Genomic DNA, 15,435 nt, shown 5'->3' with positions numbered 1-15,435 from the left:
GTTAGCCAAGGTATAATTGACTATATTAACTCTTTTTCAATGCATTTATTTCCTTTGTTAGCGCGTTGAAGCGCTTGTCGAGCTCCATATACTGTGTAGAATTCGGTTTAGCAAGACTTAGTTTTCCTAGTATCGCCTGCCGCTCTGTCTCAAGTGCCAATAATGAGACACTCGTATTTTGTTGAATTTCTTGTTTTATTGTATTTTTACTTAGTACGCCATCTTGAATGACTAGCTGCTCGCTCGTAATTTGCTGTAAGAAATAATGGTCATGCGAGACCGCAATAATGGTTCCTGAAAATTGCTGCAATGTTGCTTCTAGCTGTTCTCGCGATTCAATATCTAAATGGTTTGTCGGCTCATCTAATAGTAAAACATCTTTATTTTGCAAAATAAATTGCATGAGCTTGAGTTTGACCCGTTCCCCCATACTCATTGTGGCAATTGGATTTTGCCAGTGCATCGCTGTAAAGCCAAGCTGCTTCATTAAATGCTGGACTTCACTTCTTGCTTCAAATGTTTCACGATAGAAAACTTGTGCAGGTGTTTGCTCTAAAGGTAAATCAAAAACATTTTGTGATAAATAGCCAATAGATGCAGTTGGTGATAACCAAAGCTTGCCCCTATAAGTCTCCTTGCCCATGATCATTTGTAAAAAGGTCGTTTTGCCCGCACCATTCCTGCCAACTAACGCTACTTTTTCACCATGCATAACTGTAAAATGTTGACTGCTAAATAGTAGCTTGTTCGCTAGACATTTTTCGATTCCTGTCACCTCTAAAAATCGCTTGCCACGCTTCGTTGTTGCATTTATTTCAAATTGCACCTCATATGGCTTAGCTATCTGCTCCACCTTCGCTACCCTTAGCTCCTGCTCTAAACGCTTTCTTTTCGATTTTATTTGGGCATCTGTACGCTTGGCTTTCACTCGATGATATTCTTTAAAGCCTTCCTGCTTAGTGGATGCAGCATGTGCCTTATTTGACCAATTGGTTAAATTCGTTAATTGCCCTTCAATGCGCTCAATCTTTTTTTGCTGCTGCTCATATGCATGCCGCTGCGCCTTTCGCTCATCTGCTCTCACTTTTTTATAATGCGTATAGTTGCCGTTATAAGTCGTAATTTTAGTATTTTCAATTGCCCAAATTGTTGTTGCCACTTGATCTAAAAATGCACGGTCATGTGAAGCGACTAAAATCGTCCCTTTATATGCCTTTATTTGCTCAATTAATAGCTCGATACTTTCTTTATCTAAATGGTTCGTTGGTTCATCTAATAGCAGCACATCCTTTGCCTTCGAAAAACCATAGGCTAAGCGTAATTTCAGCTTCTCTCCACCGCTTAATGTTGCATACTCATTAGAAGGTACGTGCCATTTTGCTAATAGCTCCGCCTCCCCGCTATACTGTTCATCATACGTTTCTTGCTCCTGCACGATATATACAGGCTCAACAGGGCGTTGCCATTGTAGTACACCTGCACTTTGCCGAAGCTCTCCATTTAATAAATGCAGCAGGGTAGATTTACCAGCACCGTTTTTTCCTACGATGCCGACAATTTCCCCTTCAATAAGTGATAGGCTTACATTTTGCAGTAAAATAGCCTGCTCTAATTCAATCGTTACATCATGTATTTTCAATAGTTCCATAATAGAAACTCCCCCTTTAATATAGGGAGAATCAATTTCGTTGCGATTCCAGCAATCCTAAAATTACTATAGCTGATTTTTCAAAATCAGTCTGAATGTATACGAAAAAAATCCTCCCATAATTTTGGAAGGATTAGTCGCCAATCGCTGATGCTGCCAACATCGCTCTATAGATTTTAAAGCAGGCTTGCATCAAAATCCATAGGGCTGCTCTTGCTTTACATAATTGTAAAGCTAATAAGCTTGTCACCTATGTGAAAACATTAGTTTCCAGCATGTTTATTTGAAAATGGGCAGACTAATCCTGTTTTTTTCATGTTGAATTATTCATCATGATTAAAAAATCAGGTTAGTTTAACATCGGCCACCCATCTTCCTTTCTCATTCAAAGTAGTAACAGTATAGCATAATGAAAAACGTTTGTGCACCTAATTTTAACTTCTTTCAGCAATTTTTGCGGCGACGAGTAACCGCAGGAGCAAATTCCTTTTGTACCGATAGCAAGATGACTTCTCGCCACCTCTATAAGTGTTGATTCAGCCTTGATAAAGAGGCACTCAGTCTAAAACAAGTACATGCTAAGATAACAACAGAGTAGCAACACCATGTTCCCTGCGGATGTCATAAATTTTGAAGGGAGGTCTGCGCGACGCAGGTCAATTTGTCGTGACGGCTTTAGGTTAACTTCCAGTAAACAGCTAAAAAAATATGAACGCAATTCTTCGCTTGAGCTACAGGCTCTTCTCAACCTTTAAAAACATTTACTCAATCAAAAAAACACTTCGCTAAAAATAGAATGAGTATGTTACTATCAAAATATAAAGCCTAACTTAAAGGAGCGAACTTTTATGCAGCATTGGTCAATTCGTATCAAAATAGGTTTATTATTTTTTATTCCTATCATCATTCTTACCACGATACTCATTCTAAACATGCTTTTAAACCAACAGAACTTTAATGCATTAAAAACACTATTATATGACAAAGTGTATACTGCTGAAACAAGCTTAATTGAGGCAGATCGTGATTTATATCAAGCCCATTTAGCTATTATTCGCATGCTAGAAAGTACAAGCACTCAAAATTATGAGACCGAATATGCTAGCTATGAGGAAAATATTGAGCAAGTATCAAGTCGAGTGCAAACGGCATTCCAGCTTTTACAGGAAACAGAGGCTTTTACTACATTAATACATGAGCAGTCTGGACAAACAATGGAACAGAGCTTTAATGATTTTCATGAAAGCTTCACCCTTTGGCAAAGTCAGCTTGCCCCTTCTATACAGCAAATGCAATCAATGAATAGCTTCGCGCGTAACAGTATATATGCAGCAATTGAGCAAATTGATGTAACTTTTGAAGCAGCACGTAGCAATTTGGATGAAATTGAGCAATTAATAAACATTAACGCACAGCAATCAATGGATAGCTTAAATGCTATAAACAAGCAAAACAATCTAATTATTATCGCTACTTTAGTCATTATAATGGGCGTCATTATTTTCATTGGTGTGAATTTAATCTCAAAAATTGTCCATGTTATTTCAACAATTATGCGCGAAACAGAGGAAATTGCGAAGGGTCATCTTTCGGAAGAGACCGTACAGTTTAACCGTCGTGATGAATTAGGCAAGCTTGCCGATTCTGTCAATACAATGAAGGAATATTTACGTACACTCGTACTGTCAGTTGACCGTGCAGCAGAAGATGTTGTCGAAACGTCCAATGTTGTTAGTGCCGTCGTTGAAGAAACAACCGTTTCGATTGAAAATATTTCAAATGCGATTCATGATATGGCAAAGGGGGCTTCTCAAGGGGCTATTGATGCAGAAACGACAAACGAAAAAGTACAAGAGGTCTCCTATCAGGTTGAACTTGTTTCCGACGTGACTAGCAGCATGCTGGAGCAATCACATGAAGCGACGACTGCTAGCGAAGAAGGAATGAAGCAAGTAGCACAGCTACGTGAAACTGCAAACGCTTCCACAAAAGTGTTATCTGAAGTGCATGAGGTAATGAGTGAATTGCTTACAAAGGTAACGAGTATTGACACTGTAATTGATGTCATTTCTAGCATCGCAGACCAAACAAATCTACTTGCATTAAACGCTAGTATTGAAGCGGCTCGTGCTGGTGAGCATGGTAAAGGCTTTGCAGTTGTTGCAGATGAAGTAAGAAAATTAGCTGAAGAATCCGCAAGTGCAGCTACACAAATTCGCGAAACGATTCAGCTTATGCTAAAGGAATCAACAAATGCTTCCAATGCTTTAAAGCAAACTCAAATGATTACAAGCAAACAGGAGCAAGTAACAAGCGAAACAGAACACGCTTTTAAAACAATTTATCAAGCGATTGAAACGATACAGCATTCTATTTCAGAAGTATCACAAGGCATGCGCAATATTTCATCCTTGCAAAATGATACAGCTACTGCTATCGAAAGCATGACAGCCATTACAGAACAAACTGCTGCCACAACAGAGGAAATTTCGGCTTCTGCTGATGAACAAAATAGAGCAATCGAAAGCGTTGCCCACTCTGCGGATGAGCTACAATCATTAAGCAAGGAACTCAAAAATATTTTGAGCAAATTTTCATATTGAAAATCTGATTTCTATTAATGAAAAAAATCGGCTGTTTAAAAAGCACTGCACTCGCCATGCTTTCTAAACAGCCTTCAAATTATATTAAGCTTTTAACAACTTTCGACATTAATGCACCATCAGCTTTTCCTGCTAAAAGTGGCTTAGCAATTTTCATTGCCTCCCCCATATTCATGCCTTTGACAATCCCTGCCGCAGTTAACTCCGCAATGATTTCCTCTTCCGTTAATTGCTTAGGCAAGAAACGTTTTAAAATTTCCAACTTTGTTTGCTCTTTCTCTATTAAGTCTTCTCTACCTGCTGACTTTGCACCTTCTAAAGCTTGATTCGTTTGCTTTATTTCACGGTTAACAATAGCAATTTCCTCTTCTTGTGTTAATTCGTTTCCCTTTTCCTTCTCTGCAAGGTCTAACGCAGATTTAACAAGTGTTAGTACGCCTTTCGCTACTACATCCTTTTCTCTCATTGCTACTTTTAATTGTTCAAAAACAATTGTTTTTAACATCATTAATCGCTCCTTTTCTTTCTACATTTTATGTTAATACATCCAACTTACGCAAGCTATAAGAGCTTATCAATGGCATTCAGCATTGCGCCAGCCTTGCCTGAAATCATCATATCGAAATGGCCATGCTCAATTTCTAAATTGATATAAACTGTTTTTCCATTTGTCATCAGTGGTAGCTGGCTAACCGGATAAACTTCCAGGCTTGTACCGATAACAATTACAAGCTGTGCTGCCTTCATATGAGATAATGTATTATCCCATGCTCGTTGCGGTAAGCTTTCCCCAAATAGTACGACATTCGGTCGTAGCTTACCACCACATGAACAAATCTCCTTTGCTAAAAAGTGGCTACTCTCAGCAATAGCCGCGCACTTTTGACAGCGTACCGAGCGAATAGAGCCGTGCAACTCATCTACATTAGCGCCCCCTGCCAATGTATGTAAGCCGTCAACATTTTGTGTCGCAATATGCTGAACGAGTCCTCGCTTCTGCCAATCCGCTAAAATATAGTGTCCCTCATGTGGTGCAATTTCATCTAACGCGTTCATTCGCGCTGAATAAAATCGATGAAAAAGGTCATAATTATGTGCCAATGCCTCAGTTGTGGCGACAGTGCGTGGGTCAATCTGCTGCCACCAGCCACTTTTAGAGCGGAAATCTGCTAACCCACTCTCTGTAGACATCCCCGCCCCTGTCAATACGACCGTATGCTGAGATGCCTTTAACCATTCGCTAATTTGCTGTAATCGCTCCATGACAAGCCCCCCTCACTTGAAGTTCATTTATTATTAATTATAGCATCGTTAGCATATATTCGAGCAACGCGAAAAACCCTCTTCCTTTTTCACTTATACAGCAAATGCGTGCGCTTTAGTTCGCAATGATATACTATAGATACTAATATTTTCAAGATGCATAATATTGCATTTTGTAGTTGCAAATGCGATTATATCAAGCTTTTTCGTAAACTCCATATTTTAGAATTGTGCATGATGAAGTATGTTAAGGTATTCAATTGGGGCTGTTTTGGGGCTGCTTTAATCTATCAAAATAAATACTTGGCGGCATGTAAATGGAATAATCTATTTAGTTTTAATAAGCAATAAAAAGACCAACGGCATCATCGTTCTTAAAATCCTAAATTGTAACCTTGAAATAAAGTCTAATCTGTTCCAAGTGCGAAGCAGTGCAACTTTATTACAACCAACATAACTTGATTTAAAATATTCCATTCATTTTTAAGTATTAGACAAGCATAAAGTGTATATAAATATAGAAAACCCCTTAAAGGAAATTTTAGGGATTTTAAAAACAATAGCTTTATTAAACTTTTTACACTATTACCAAAGCTGAATAGTGCCTCCCCCTTGGCATCTTGTATCATTTCCACCTTACACGCGCCTGTTAAATAATAGTAACCACTTTCTTTTACAGTATAAAAGCCATAGTCCATTCCTTCTCTAGCTGCAAATTTCATCTCACCAACTTGTACACCACCTTTAGAAATATAAAAGGTTACACGCATTATTCCTGGTTTATCATTTTCCCAGGAATAATATATCGTTTCTCCTTGCGTAAAATAAACAGCAGTAGAGGACGAACATACGACTTGTCCATATAGTAATTTAGCATCAGCACAACGTGGTGTCCCCCTACAAGCAAAATACGCATTAGCTTCTGGTAAATTAGCCTCCAAATCTTTAATAGTTTTAAATATAGATTGTATATGTTTTAAAAAACCCTCTAATTTCGAAGGAGATGTTTAAAATAAAAAAAATTGGATTATTATTTTCAATTTGTCTTTTATTTATTAATTCTTCACTTGCGAATGAATACAAATTCGAGAAAAACATTCTAGATACAGGATACAAGGAAATTGACAAAGCTATTGCTGAAGCTGAAATATACTTTCAACAATCCATTACACTCCCGAGAGAAGTTCCACCGATAGAGTTTACACACTGTTTTGGTAGATTTATTAGTTTAGACGAAAGTCCAAACACCTATCTTGAAATTAAATATATAAACCAGGATTTACCGGAAAATCATTTTAAAATTGAGATGAGACCAATAATACATAAGATTCCTACAAACGATACTCACATCACTCAACTATTAAAATTAAATAATGGTAGCAATGCAATTTACAGCACAAAGATTCAAGGGTTCCACATCCTGATTTTTGAAGAAAATGAATGGCAATACATTCTATCACTTGACCAAAGAGTTTCTCACCAAGCCATTGAATTACTTTTAAAGATTGCAAATTCGGTAGAGTAAATATAGAGTAGCAGCTAGCCTCTACTCTATATTTTTATCCCTCAAATATTCTCCCACACTTAGCTTTCAATCAGATTCAAAATCATTTCATACAAAAAATTTAATTAAATGGATTATCATAATACCCAAATTAATCTACTACTTAAATTTAAAAGATATTTTCCCTTCACTAATTACCAACTTCGCATCAAATTTCTTCCCAACCTTACTTGTAAATCCTTTAATAATCCCTGTAGAGCCTTTTGTAATCAAATCCGTTAGCTGCTTCTCCGTTAATTTTTTCTTTGCGATTTCCTTGTTAATTGAAAACTTACAGCCATTCCGATACTCACTACATCCTAAGAAGGTTTTACGATCCATCATGTTACCTTTCCCACAGCTTGGACATGTACCCAGCCCTGTAGGTTGCGTGGCTACAGGGGCTTCAATTTTTAATTGAGCTACTTTCTGTGGCGCAGCTTGTAATAACTCCTGAATAAATTGCTTTGTATTTTCAACAAATTTAGCTGTGGTTGCTTCCCCTTTACCAGTCTTCTTCAAGTGGCTTTCCCATTTAGCTGTCATCGTTGGGCTGGCAAGCAAGGTTCCTTCAATCGCGTCACAAAGAAGCTCACCTTTTTTAGTGATGTGTACGATGTTTTTCTGAATGTCAATGTAGCCATTCTTTTTGATTGTTTCGATAATGCTGGCACGTGTGGCTTCTGTTCCGATTCCTTCCACTTCCTTTAAAATCTCAGAATCTGCCTCATCCTCTACCATTTTCCCTGCCGCTTTCATCAAGTTAATCAATGCCCCTTCGGTATATGGTTTCGGTGGGCTTGTACGACCTTCTTTTTCCGTTAACATACTTGATACTTCCTCATCTACGAAAACACCTGGAAGAATTATATCTTCGGTTGCTTTTTCTGTCGCTTCATGCAAACTAGAAAATAATGCTTTCCACCCTTTGCTTTTTTCAACTTTTCCAACCGTTTCAAATTCTATATCTTGCACAAGCGTGGTAATCTTCGTTTCTTCATAGACATAATCACTGTGAAACATTGCTAACGTTGTGAGTAGCACTTCCTGATAAACATTTTTCTCTTCTGTTGTTAAAGCATGAAGCTGTGATTCAGTTGGCACAGTTTTGGTTGGAATAATGGCATAATGCTCCTGTACCTTTGTATTGTCTACAAAGCGTTTACTTGGTGCTGTTTTTCCTTCAAACTCTACACGAGCAAGCTTTTGGTATGCATCAAGGTTCGTAACCAAATAAGCAAATTCATTTTCTGTAATAAAATTCGTATCAGTACGTGGATATGTGACAATCTTTTTTTCATAAAGCGACTGCATCACTTCTAAAACCTTTGCAGGACTGTATTTCCATTTTTTATTCGCAACAGTTTGTAGCGTAGACAAAGAATGAAGTTTGGGTGATTTTGTACGTTTTTCTTCCTTCTCTACCGATGAAATAAGACCTGGTATTTCACTATTTAAAACAGCTGCTTTTTCTGCTAAAAGCATGTGCAGCTGCTCCAATGTATCAAATTTTATATTTTTTGCTTTTCCTTTATATACACCATTTGCAGCTTTAAATTCACCGATTAACTCAAAAAATGGTTTTGATACAAAATTAGCAATTTCCTTTTGTCGTTGATAGATTAAATAGCATAGTGGGCTTTGTACACGTCCGACTGATAAAGCAATCTGCAAGCCTTTTTCCTGCAGCAATAAACTATATAATTGACTTGCATTCATCCCAACAAGCCAATCACTAATTTGCCGTCCTTTTGCTTCCTGGTACATTAACAAATCCTTTTCATTATTTTGTAGGTTTGCAAAGCCTTTGCGTACCTCTTCTACTTCTAATGAATTAATCCATAAACGTTTGACAGGCTTTTTCACACCTACCATATCATAGATGCTATAAAATATATTGCTGCCTTCACGATCCACATCACAAGCATTGATTAATAAATCTGCTTCTTTAAATAATTTTTTCACAGCATTAAACTGTGCTTTTTTACTATTATCTACTTTATACGCAAACTCCTCTGGAAAAATTGGTAGATGCTTTAGATTCCATGTTTTCCACTCTTCTTTATACTCGTTTGGCATTTTTAAGCTCACTAAATGCCCAATTCCCCATGTAATGATAGCTCCTGCAGGGAACGTATTACTCGGCTTTAATGTAATATGTGTACCTTCATGGCTAACAACTTCAAATGCTTCTGCATACGCCTTCGCTTGACTTGGCTTCTCTGCTAAAATAACTATTTTCATGTGTTATCGCTCCTTTTATTAATGAATTTCTTCAGTAAAATAAGATGTATTTTGTGCTGACTGATTATCTCATTTCTCCAAGCAGTAGCAGTTTCGATTTTTCAATGACAGCTGGTAACGATAGCTTTTTAATATCAATAGTTCCTTTTGCAATATCAAGAACTCCTCCTTCAGCTTCATAACTATTAAACTTCAATACTCCATATTTATGGAATTTTTTTAAGAGTTCGTCATTTAGAAGCAAGAGCTTTTCCCTTACCAATTCTTCTGCCTTTTCTAAATTAGTAGCTCTTACAGATACGCAGAAAGTATCTAATTGACAGGGAGGCTCTTCTGTAAAATGAGTATCTGAGTTTGCAAGTATAGTTAAAGGCTCAAAAAAACTTTCCACTTTGTTCATATTATTTGTTGTTACCCATCCATCAATGCTGCAAAGTATATTAAATTTCGTCATATTAGCTCAATCCTTTCATTATTTGAATAGAAAAGGACTCACCATTTTTGGTGAATCCCCTTCATGTTTATCTTTCAAAATTTGTATCTTTTCTGATTTGATGAATTAAGGAATCTAACTGTAAAGTAGAAAAAGCTTGCTTCAGATAGGCTCTTTCAGATATTTTGACTTTCTCCTTTTTCAGAATTTCTTCAATAGGCTGTTGTAAATAGCAAAAAGCATCTTCATAAAAACCTAATTGGTATTGATTTTCTTCTTGATCAACCAGCTTTCCTAAATCGATTAAATCTTTCTTTGTTAACTCACCGCTATGCGCTTTATATGTTATGTCCACTGCCTCACTCTCTACAAGCAAAAGATGTAGAAAGCTATGTTTGATGTGTTCATCTGGAATTTCCATTAAAAATGATTGATTGCTTCTTATTGCTCGCTCAAGTGGCTTTGTTATTACCATGAAATCTTCAATAGCATAGGGAGTTGAAGGGAATGTTTCTGCTAGCTCTTCTCTACTCTCTTTTAATAGGTTTAAATGACCTTGAAAACTTTCCATTTCATATAAAAATATATAAGAAGCGCCTAGTTCAATCGGATCTACAAATGTCGATTCGTCACACCAAACAGTATAGATATGTTCCTTTTGATTAAACCCATTTGTAACCACGATTTCTGCCAGTTCATATTCATCGCGTTCTGTCAAAGGTTTCTCGGCGTTTTTTATAATTAATTTATGTTTTACAGATTGTGTCTCAATTGACATCCTTATACCCCCTCTAATTGTTAAAAAGACTCTCCACTTTTGGCTTGTCCTATCGTTCGGCTTCATGTATTTTTTGCCGTTCGCGACGATATTCAATTTCACGCACTGTTACAATTTTCATAAGAAGCCCCTTTAAATCAAGCTCTGTTAAATCACCAATTTTTCGAATAATATTATTAGGGTCAATATCATATACACTTTGTAAGTCACATTTAATGATGGAAGGCTTTGTTAGACCTGACTCTGCCCAGTCCTCCATTAAATAACCATATTTATGATTTAACTTCTTTTCAATGCGACTCGTTATTTTAAAAGCTTTCCAAGTATCTGTATCTTGGTCTTTCATGGCTACAATAGGTCTCTCTTTTCCTTGTTCAATATCATCGATAAAATGAACGTATGCATAGAAAATATCACCTTCTTGAAAGCCTGTATTGTTCTCCCCTAACATCTGCTTTTCTTCATTCATAAAAACTTTCCTTTCCAACAAAAAAAGAACCCATCTATTAAAGATGAATTCTCTGTTTATTGTTTTATTTTATTTAGAGGCTATAATCCTCATCGTTTTCATACCATTCTCGGTCATGTGGATTATTCGGGTCAAGTAACAGAGCACCGTCTTCTCCTGTTTTAAGTTTCCTCGGTATATAGCCCATTTTATTTTCCATTTCCTTAATTGCTTGCTTCAATTCTTCAATACTCATATCCTCATATCGTTTATGCTTTGTCATCACAAAACACCTCCATAGGATTCTGCTTCTCTATAGCTATTATATCAAAAGTCTTTCCTCTCTAAAAGTTTATGTTTACTTCATTAAGAGGCAATAAAAATAACGCTAGCCATAGACTGCGTTTTCCTATCTTTCGTATTTACTCTGTTTATTTCGTTTATTTTTTACAATGCTTTTTTCATGTTCAAATACGGTATCTTGCTCATTTTCTTTTGAAAGCTGAAGATGAGTATCAATTATTTCAATAAATTCGGACGCTGCTTCTCTCACACCATTTAACAGCATTTCTTTATCCTCTAGTTTTTTTCCTTGCTGCGTCCATCCAGCTAAATAGGATAGACTAAAATCTTCTGTATCAACACCATATCTGCTTGCCACCACATAAGCCACCATTTCCGCTTGAAATTCGCGTTCTGCCTTTGTAAAACTGTCCCGCACATCAGGCGTGTGTAATTTTGCATGGGCTAATTCATGAAGTAACGTTGTTACATTTTCATAAGCCGTATTCCGAGGATTGAGCGCAATCTGCTTTAGATACGGATATGCAGCTCCTTTGGCTACTCCTAATTCTTCAAAAGGTTCTTGGAGTATTTCAAAATCTAATTTTTTTGAAATGATACGCAATGCTTCCATCATTTCTTTTTCATTATGAATCACACCATCTTGATGGTATTGACTAAAAATTTCAGAAACAGGCATTCCCTTTTCTCTTGCATTCGTTTGTGTATACTCAAACACATGACCAATTTTAAAAAATAATTTTTGCTGTGTTTCTATTGCACCACTTTGTATTTGTTGTTTTTCTGTCGAATTCGCATTTCGAACCTGTACCCATTCGTCCGCTCGCATAAAATACGTAACAGGCGTTGGAACAAATAATTGAATCCCTTTCTCTCCTTTTTTAACTGACACCCCTTTGTCTTTCCAGAAGTTAAAAGAACCCACATATTGCGCACCTAAAAACTGCTCTTGAATAAGTGCCATATTACGCAAAGAATACGAATAGAATCTTGACATAAAGACTAAATGCTCTTTTAATGCTTCTTCCGATACAAAATAAGAGCTTATTTGGTTCATCATTCGGGATGATAGTTCTTCAATTTCTTTTTGTTTTTCCTCTGTTGTCTTGACTATATATTTTTTACTTGTAGCAGTCATAACACGTCCTCCTTAGGTTCAATTTTCTACTCTACTGGTACAAAATCAGCATCTTTTAATTCTGGTCGCCCCGTTTCTGGAAAATAATGCAGAGAAGAAATATCCAACACTATTTTTTGGCTTCCTGTATTGAAAGGTACAATATACGTCCCTTGATCAATTGCTTCAAAGAGTAGTTGTCGATTTTCTTCGTCTAATGTTACTTTTACCTCCTGGTTATTCGCTTGAAGTATTGCGCAATCTCTATCTAGTTCTTTAATAAATGCAAATACTGTCTTGTTCATTGTTATATCCTTCCTCTCATCTTTTTTGTTTTAATTCTCTCTTACCAACAAAAAAAGAATCCACTCCAGATGAAATGGATTCTTTTATAAAAATGTAGATTGTTTATAAATATAAATTTGAATAAACTTCTACAGGTGGCAAGCCCAAATTTAGTCTATTTTCATTAACACGTTCTTTACCTTTTAAACAAAATGAAGTTTCTGTTTCAAAGCAAATCCAATTTCGTTTTGTATTATCGCAACCTACTGCTGTCGTTAAACCTCCTGCGCAAGTATCGAGCACTGTGTCCCCTTCATTTGTATAAGTTAAAATGAGATACTCCCACAAACTCAAAGGCTTTTGTGTTGGGTGAAATGTTTTACTATCACGTGGGAAATCTATTACTGATTTAGGGAAGTTCTTTTTCTTAACTACATGCGGCTTACTCAATGTCTCATTACTATCCCCCAAAACTTTCATTTTGGGGGAATTTTTCCTCAAGATGGGCTTAATATGTTGTACACCTTGAGGGTTGTACGTAGGCAGTTTTTTATAAAAAACACAAACAGCTTCATGATTTTTTAGCGGCATACGGTTTGCATTCTGGAAGCCTGTTGTATGGTTGCCCTTTTTCCAAATCCACTCGTAGCGAAATAATTTCAAGTTAGACATCACTAATTTGCTTGTGAAAGGTTGACTTGCTGTTAAAACAATTGCTCCATTGTCTTTAATTATTCTTTCATACTGCTTCCACAACAAATCGAACGGAATAATTGAGTCCCATTTACACTGAGTCGTACCATAAGGCAAATCACACAAAATCATATCGACCGATTTATCAGTTATGTGTTTCATGCCCTCCAAACAATCCATATTATAAATTGTGTTCTTACAGATGTTTTTCATATCTTTTTTCCTCCTAATATAATATAATTATTTAGGGGGAACGTATGTTTCTCCGCTTCATTTGTAGGCTTGAATATTGTATTCAAGCCTACTTCCCTTATATAAAGAAAGAACCTACCTCACATAAGATAAGCACTTTGTCAATCAATGTTCATATCCATCTAACATACGGTCAAACTCTGCTAAATTGCGCTCTCTCTGGTAATCATGATAAGTCTTTCGCAAACGATATTTCAAATTGTTTAATGCATAATTTAATGTAGATGCTTTTTCATAATGTTGTTTAAGAGAAGGTCTGTTATATGATTTCCTGCTGCCATAAAGTTGTTTGGTCTTTTCTTTATCATACACCCGCAATTCAGTTAAAACAGCATTACCCATACGTTTTTTCAAATCATCTAACTTTGTTTGTTTATAATTTTGGTATCGGCTACCCTCGCCATATTTCTCTCTCAATACGTCAGCTTCTTCATCTAATAAAATATGCAACTCCTGCATTTCATTTTTATAGTAATGCTCTAAATAGAGATCAACAATTTTATCAATATACGGTCTTGCCTTATCAATGGAATGATACCCATATCGCCATTGTGAACGATCTTCAGGTAAATTCATAAGCGCCTTTTGAAATAAACTTTTTGTTTTACGAAAGCTCGATAAATCAATTTCTTGTTCCTTTTTTAGATTCACACTACCGCGAATTAAATCAGTAATTAAATTATGTTCTTCTGTTCGATCCATTAACAAATTTGCTACTCTTGATTTCATTTTATCCAACGTACTTTGTTTACGCTTCGCTCTATATTGCTCTTCCCATCTCCCTGTCTCTTTATCTTTAATCCATGCTTTTTTGCGAGTAGGTACAGGCTCCACAGTCGCAATATGGACATGTATGTTATCTGTGTTGTAATGAATCGATGCAGTCCATATAGCGCTATCTTCCATGTGCTCTGCTTTTAGCATTTCTTCAACCGCCACTCGCACAATATTTTTCATTTTTGCTTCATCGACTTGTCCAGTTGCATCTATCATATTACATTTTATTAGCCAACTATTGTCAAAACTAATGACATCTTGCCAAAGTGGAGAGCCATTTTGCTGTGCTATTTGGAATAATCTTTTTAAGCTATTCTTTTGCTGTTCATTTGTAAAGTCTTCCTCCCTTGTAAAAAGAGCGCCTTGTTTTTCTTCATCATCCATATAATCCATGTAGCGATAAAAAACTGAAAACGTTTCATTTTCATCGTTAATCACTAATACTTCTTTTACCTTCGCAGCTTCGCGATCAATGTAGTTGATATATTCTTTAAACTCCTCACTACTTGGCATGGCGAAACGACTTTTTAAAACAACAGCTGGTGTCATTGCACTCACTCCTTGCCAAATGAAAAGCTTACCTAACTGGTAAGCTCTGATTAATTATTAGGCTGATTAGAAACAGTTCGCTGCATTTCTTTATCTAACTTCTTTTGTCGATTATGAGAAATTCGTTCGCGCACAAGCTGCTCAGCTTCTTGTATTGGTACACTGATAAACTTCTCCGTTGATCCTAACGATTTCGCACCTGTCATAATGAAATAATGGTTCCAAAACTCCATCATCATTTTACTGTTACGATCTACAACATTTAGTATGACGCGCATACGTCTTAAATCTTCAACAACTGCTTCCAGTAATCGATTCTGCAATAGACCATCTATTTCAGCTAATAAAGTCTGTCTTTCATCCGTTCGATTCTCAAAATATGATGTCACTAAATACTCCACTACTTCAGCATCATATTTTAAGTTTCTTTCCCTTGCAATTTGCGAAATTTTGCTTATTGTGTCTGGTCGTAATGACAAGTTTTTTTGCTTCTTTTTTT

The 15,435-nt window shown here is 36.3% G+C and carries 16 protein-coding genes; 2 read left to right on the top strand and 14 right to left on the bottom strand.

Annotated features, from left to right (window positions below):
• Window positions 1-25: 25 nt before the first annotated feature.
• Window positions 26-1,651, bottom strand: coding sequence for an ABC-F type ribosomal protection protein (gene abc-f / locus MHH70_RS02040; RefSeq protein ID WP_342473146.1), 1,626 nt, complete (start codon window positions 1,649-1,651; stop codon window positions 26-28).
• Window positions 1,652-2,496: 845 nt separating this feature from the next.
• On the opposite strand from abc-f, the gene MHH70_RS02035 reads away from it, so the two are divergent.
• Window positions 2,497-4,251, top strand: a complete 1,755-nt coding sequence (locus MHH70_RS02035) for a methyl-accepting chemotaxis protein (protein WP_342472414.1) — start codon at window positions 2,497-2,499, stop codon at window positions 4,249-4,251.
• A 79-nt stretch (window positions 4,252-4,330) separates the two neighbouring features.
• Here MHH70_RS02035 and MHH70_RS02030 read toward each other — a convergent pair whose 3' ends face one another.
• From MHH70_RS02030 to MHH70_RS02020, 3 genes are all read right to left on the bottom strand, one after another.
• Window positions 4,331-4,756: a GatB/YqeY domain-containing protein gene (locus tag MHH70_RS02030; RefSeq protein ID WP_107942798.1), complete on the bottom strand. Its 426-nt coding sequence runs from the start codon at window positions 4,754-4,756 to the stop codon at window positions 4,331-4,333.
• 56 nt (window positions 4,757-4,812) lie between these two features.
• Window positions 4,813-5,514, bottom strand: coding sequence for an NAD-dependent deacylase (locus MHH70_RS02025; RefSeq protein ID WP_107942799.1), 702 nt, complete (start codon window positions 5,512-5,514; stop codon window positions 4,813-4,815).
• A gap of 407 nt (window positions 5,515-5,921) precedes the next feature.
• Window positions 5,922-6,455, bottom strand: coding sequence for a hypothetical protein (locus MHH70_RS02020; RefSeq protein ID WP_342472413.1), 534 nt, complete (start codon window positions 6,453-6,455; stop codon window positions 5,922-5,924).
• 62 nt (window positions 6,456-6,517) lie between these two features.
• Between MHH70_RS02020 and MHH70_RS02015 the strand changes: the two genes are divergently transcribed.
• Window positions 6,518-7,039 (top strand): hypothetical protein, encoded by a 522-nt coding sequence (locus tag MHH70_RS02015; protein ID WP_342472412.1) that lies wholly within the window; start codon window positions 6,518-6,520, stop codon window positions 7,037-7,039.
• 138 nt (window positions 7,040-7,177) lie between these two features.
• On the opposite strand, the gene topB is transcribed toward MHH70_RS02015, so the two are convergent.
• From topB to MHH70_RS01965, 10 genes are all read right to left on the bottom strand, one after another.
• Complete coding sequence (gene topB / locus MHH70_RS02010; protein ID WP_342472411.1) at window positions 7,178-9,301, bottom strand: DNA topoisomerase III; 2,124 nt, start codon at window positions 9,299-9,301, stop codon at window positions 7,178-7,180.
• Window positions 9,302-9,365: 64 nt separating this feature from the next.
• The gene (locus tag MHH70_RS02005) at window positions 9,366-9,755 is read right to left on the bottom strand and encodes a hypothetical protein (protein WP_342472410.1); all 390 of its coding nucleotides are present in this window, start codon (window positions 9,753-9,755) and stop codon (window positions 9,366-9,368) included.
• A gap of 67 nt (window positions 9,756-9,822) precedes the next feature.
• On the bottom strand, window positions 9,823-10,512 hold the full coding sequence (locus tag MHH70_RS02000; protein ID WP_342472409.1) for a hypothetical protein: 690 nt from the start codon (window positions 10,510-10,512) through the stop codon (window positions 9,823-9,825).
• Window positions 10,513-10,561: 49 nt separating this feature from the next.
• On the bottom strand, window positions 10,562-10,981 hold the full coding sequence (locus MHH70_RS01995; protein WP_342472408.1) for a type II toxin-antitoxin system PemK/MazF family toxin: 420 nt from the start codon (window positions 10,979-10,981) through the stop codon (window positions 10,562-10,564).
• A 73-nt stretch (window positions 10,982-11,054) separates the two neighbouring features.
• A complete protein-coding gene (locus MHH70_RS01990) occupies window positions 11,055-11,243 on the bottom strand; it encodes a hypothetical protein (protein ID WP_342472407.1) in 189 nt (62 codons plus the stop codon).
• Window positions 11,244-11,369: 126 nt separating this feature from the next.
• The gene (locus MHH70_RS01985) at window positions 11,370-12,401 is read right to left on the bottom strand and encodes an ImmA/IrrE family metallo-endopeptidase (protein ID WP_342472406.1); all 1,032 of its coding nucleotides are present in this window, start codon (window positions 12,399-12,401) and stop codon (window positions 11,370-11,372) included.
• A 26-nt stretch (window positions 12,402-12,427) separates the two neighbouring features.
• Window positions 12,428-12,685 carry a hypothetical protein gene (locus MHH70_RS01980; protein WP_342472405.1) on the bottom strand — a complete coding sequence of 86 codons (258 nt, stop codon included), beginning with the start codon at window positions 12,683-12,685 and terminating at the stop codon, window positions 12,428-12,430.
• Between the two features lie 103 nt (window positions 12,686-12,788).
• A complete protein-coding gene (locus MHH70_RS01975; RefSeq protein WP_342472404.1) occupies window positions 12,789-13,571 on the bottom strand; it encodes a DNA methyltransferase in 783 nt (260 codons plus the stop codon).
• Window positions 13,572-13,715: 144 nt separating this feature from the next.
• A complete protein-coding gene (mobP2, locus tag MHH70_RS01970; protein ID WP_342472403.1) occupies window positions 13,716-14,936 on the bottom strand; it encodes a MobP2 family relaxase in 1,221 nt (406 codons plus the stop codon).
• A 50-nt stretch (window positions 14,937-14,986) separates the two neighbouring features.
• Entirely contained in the window at window positions 14,987-15,415 is a 429-nt protein-coding gene (locus MHH70_RS01965) for a hypothetical protein (protein ID WP_342472402.1), read from the bottom strand.
• Between the last annotated feature and the right edge of the window lie 20 nt (window positions 15,416-15,435).

It is taken from the genome of Metasolibacillus sp. FSL H7-0170 (assembly GCF_038593115.1).
In the GTDB taxonomy this organism is placed as follows: Bacteria; Bacillota; Bacilli; order Bacillales_A; family Planococcaceae; genus Metasolibacillus; species Metasolibacillus fluoroglycofenilyticus.
The sequence above is the reverse complement of the archived record's forward strand: the minus strand, read 5'-3'. Positions and strand labels throughout refer to the sequence as shown.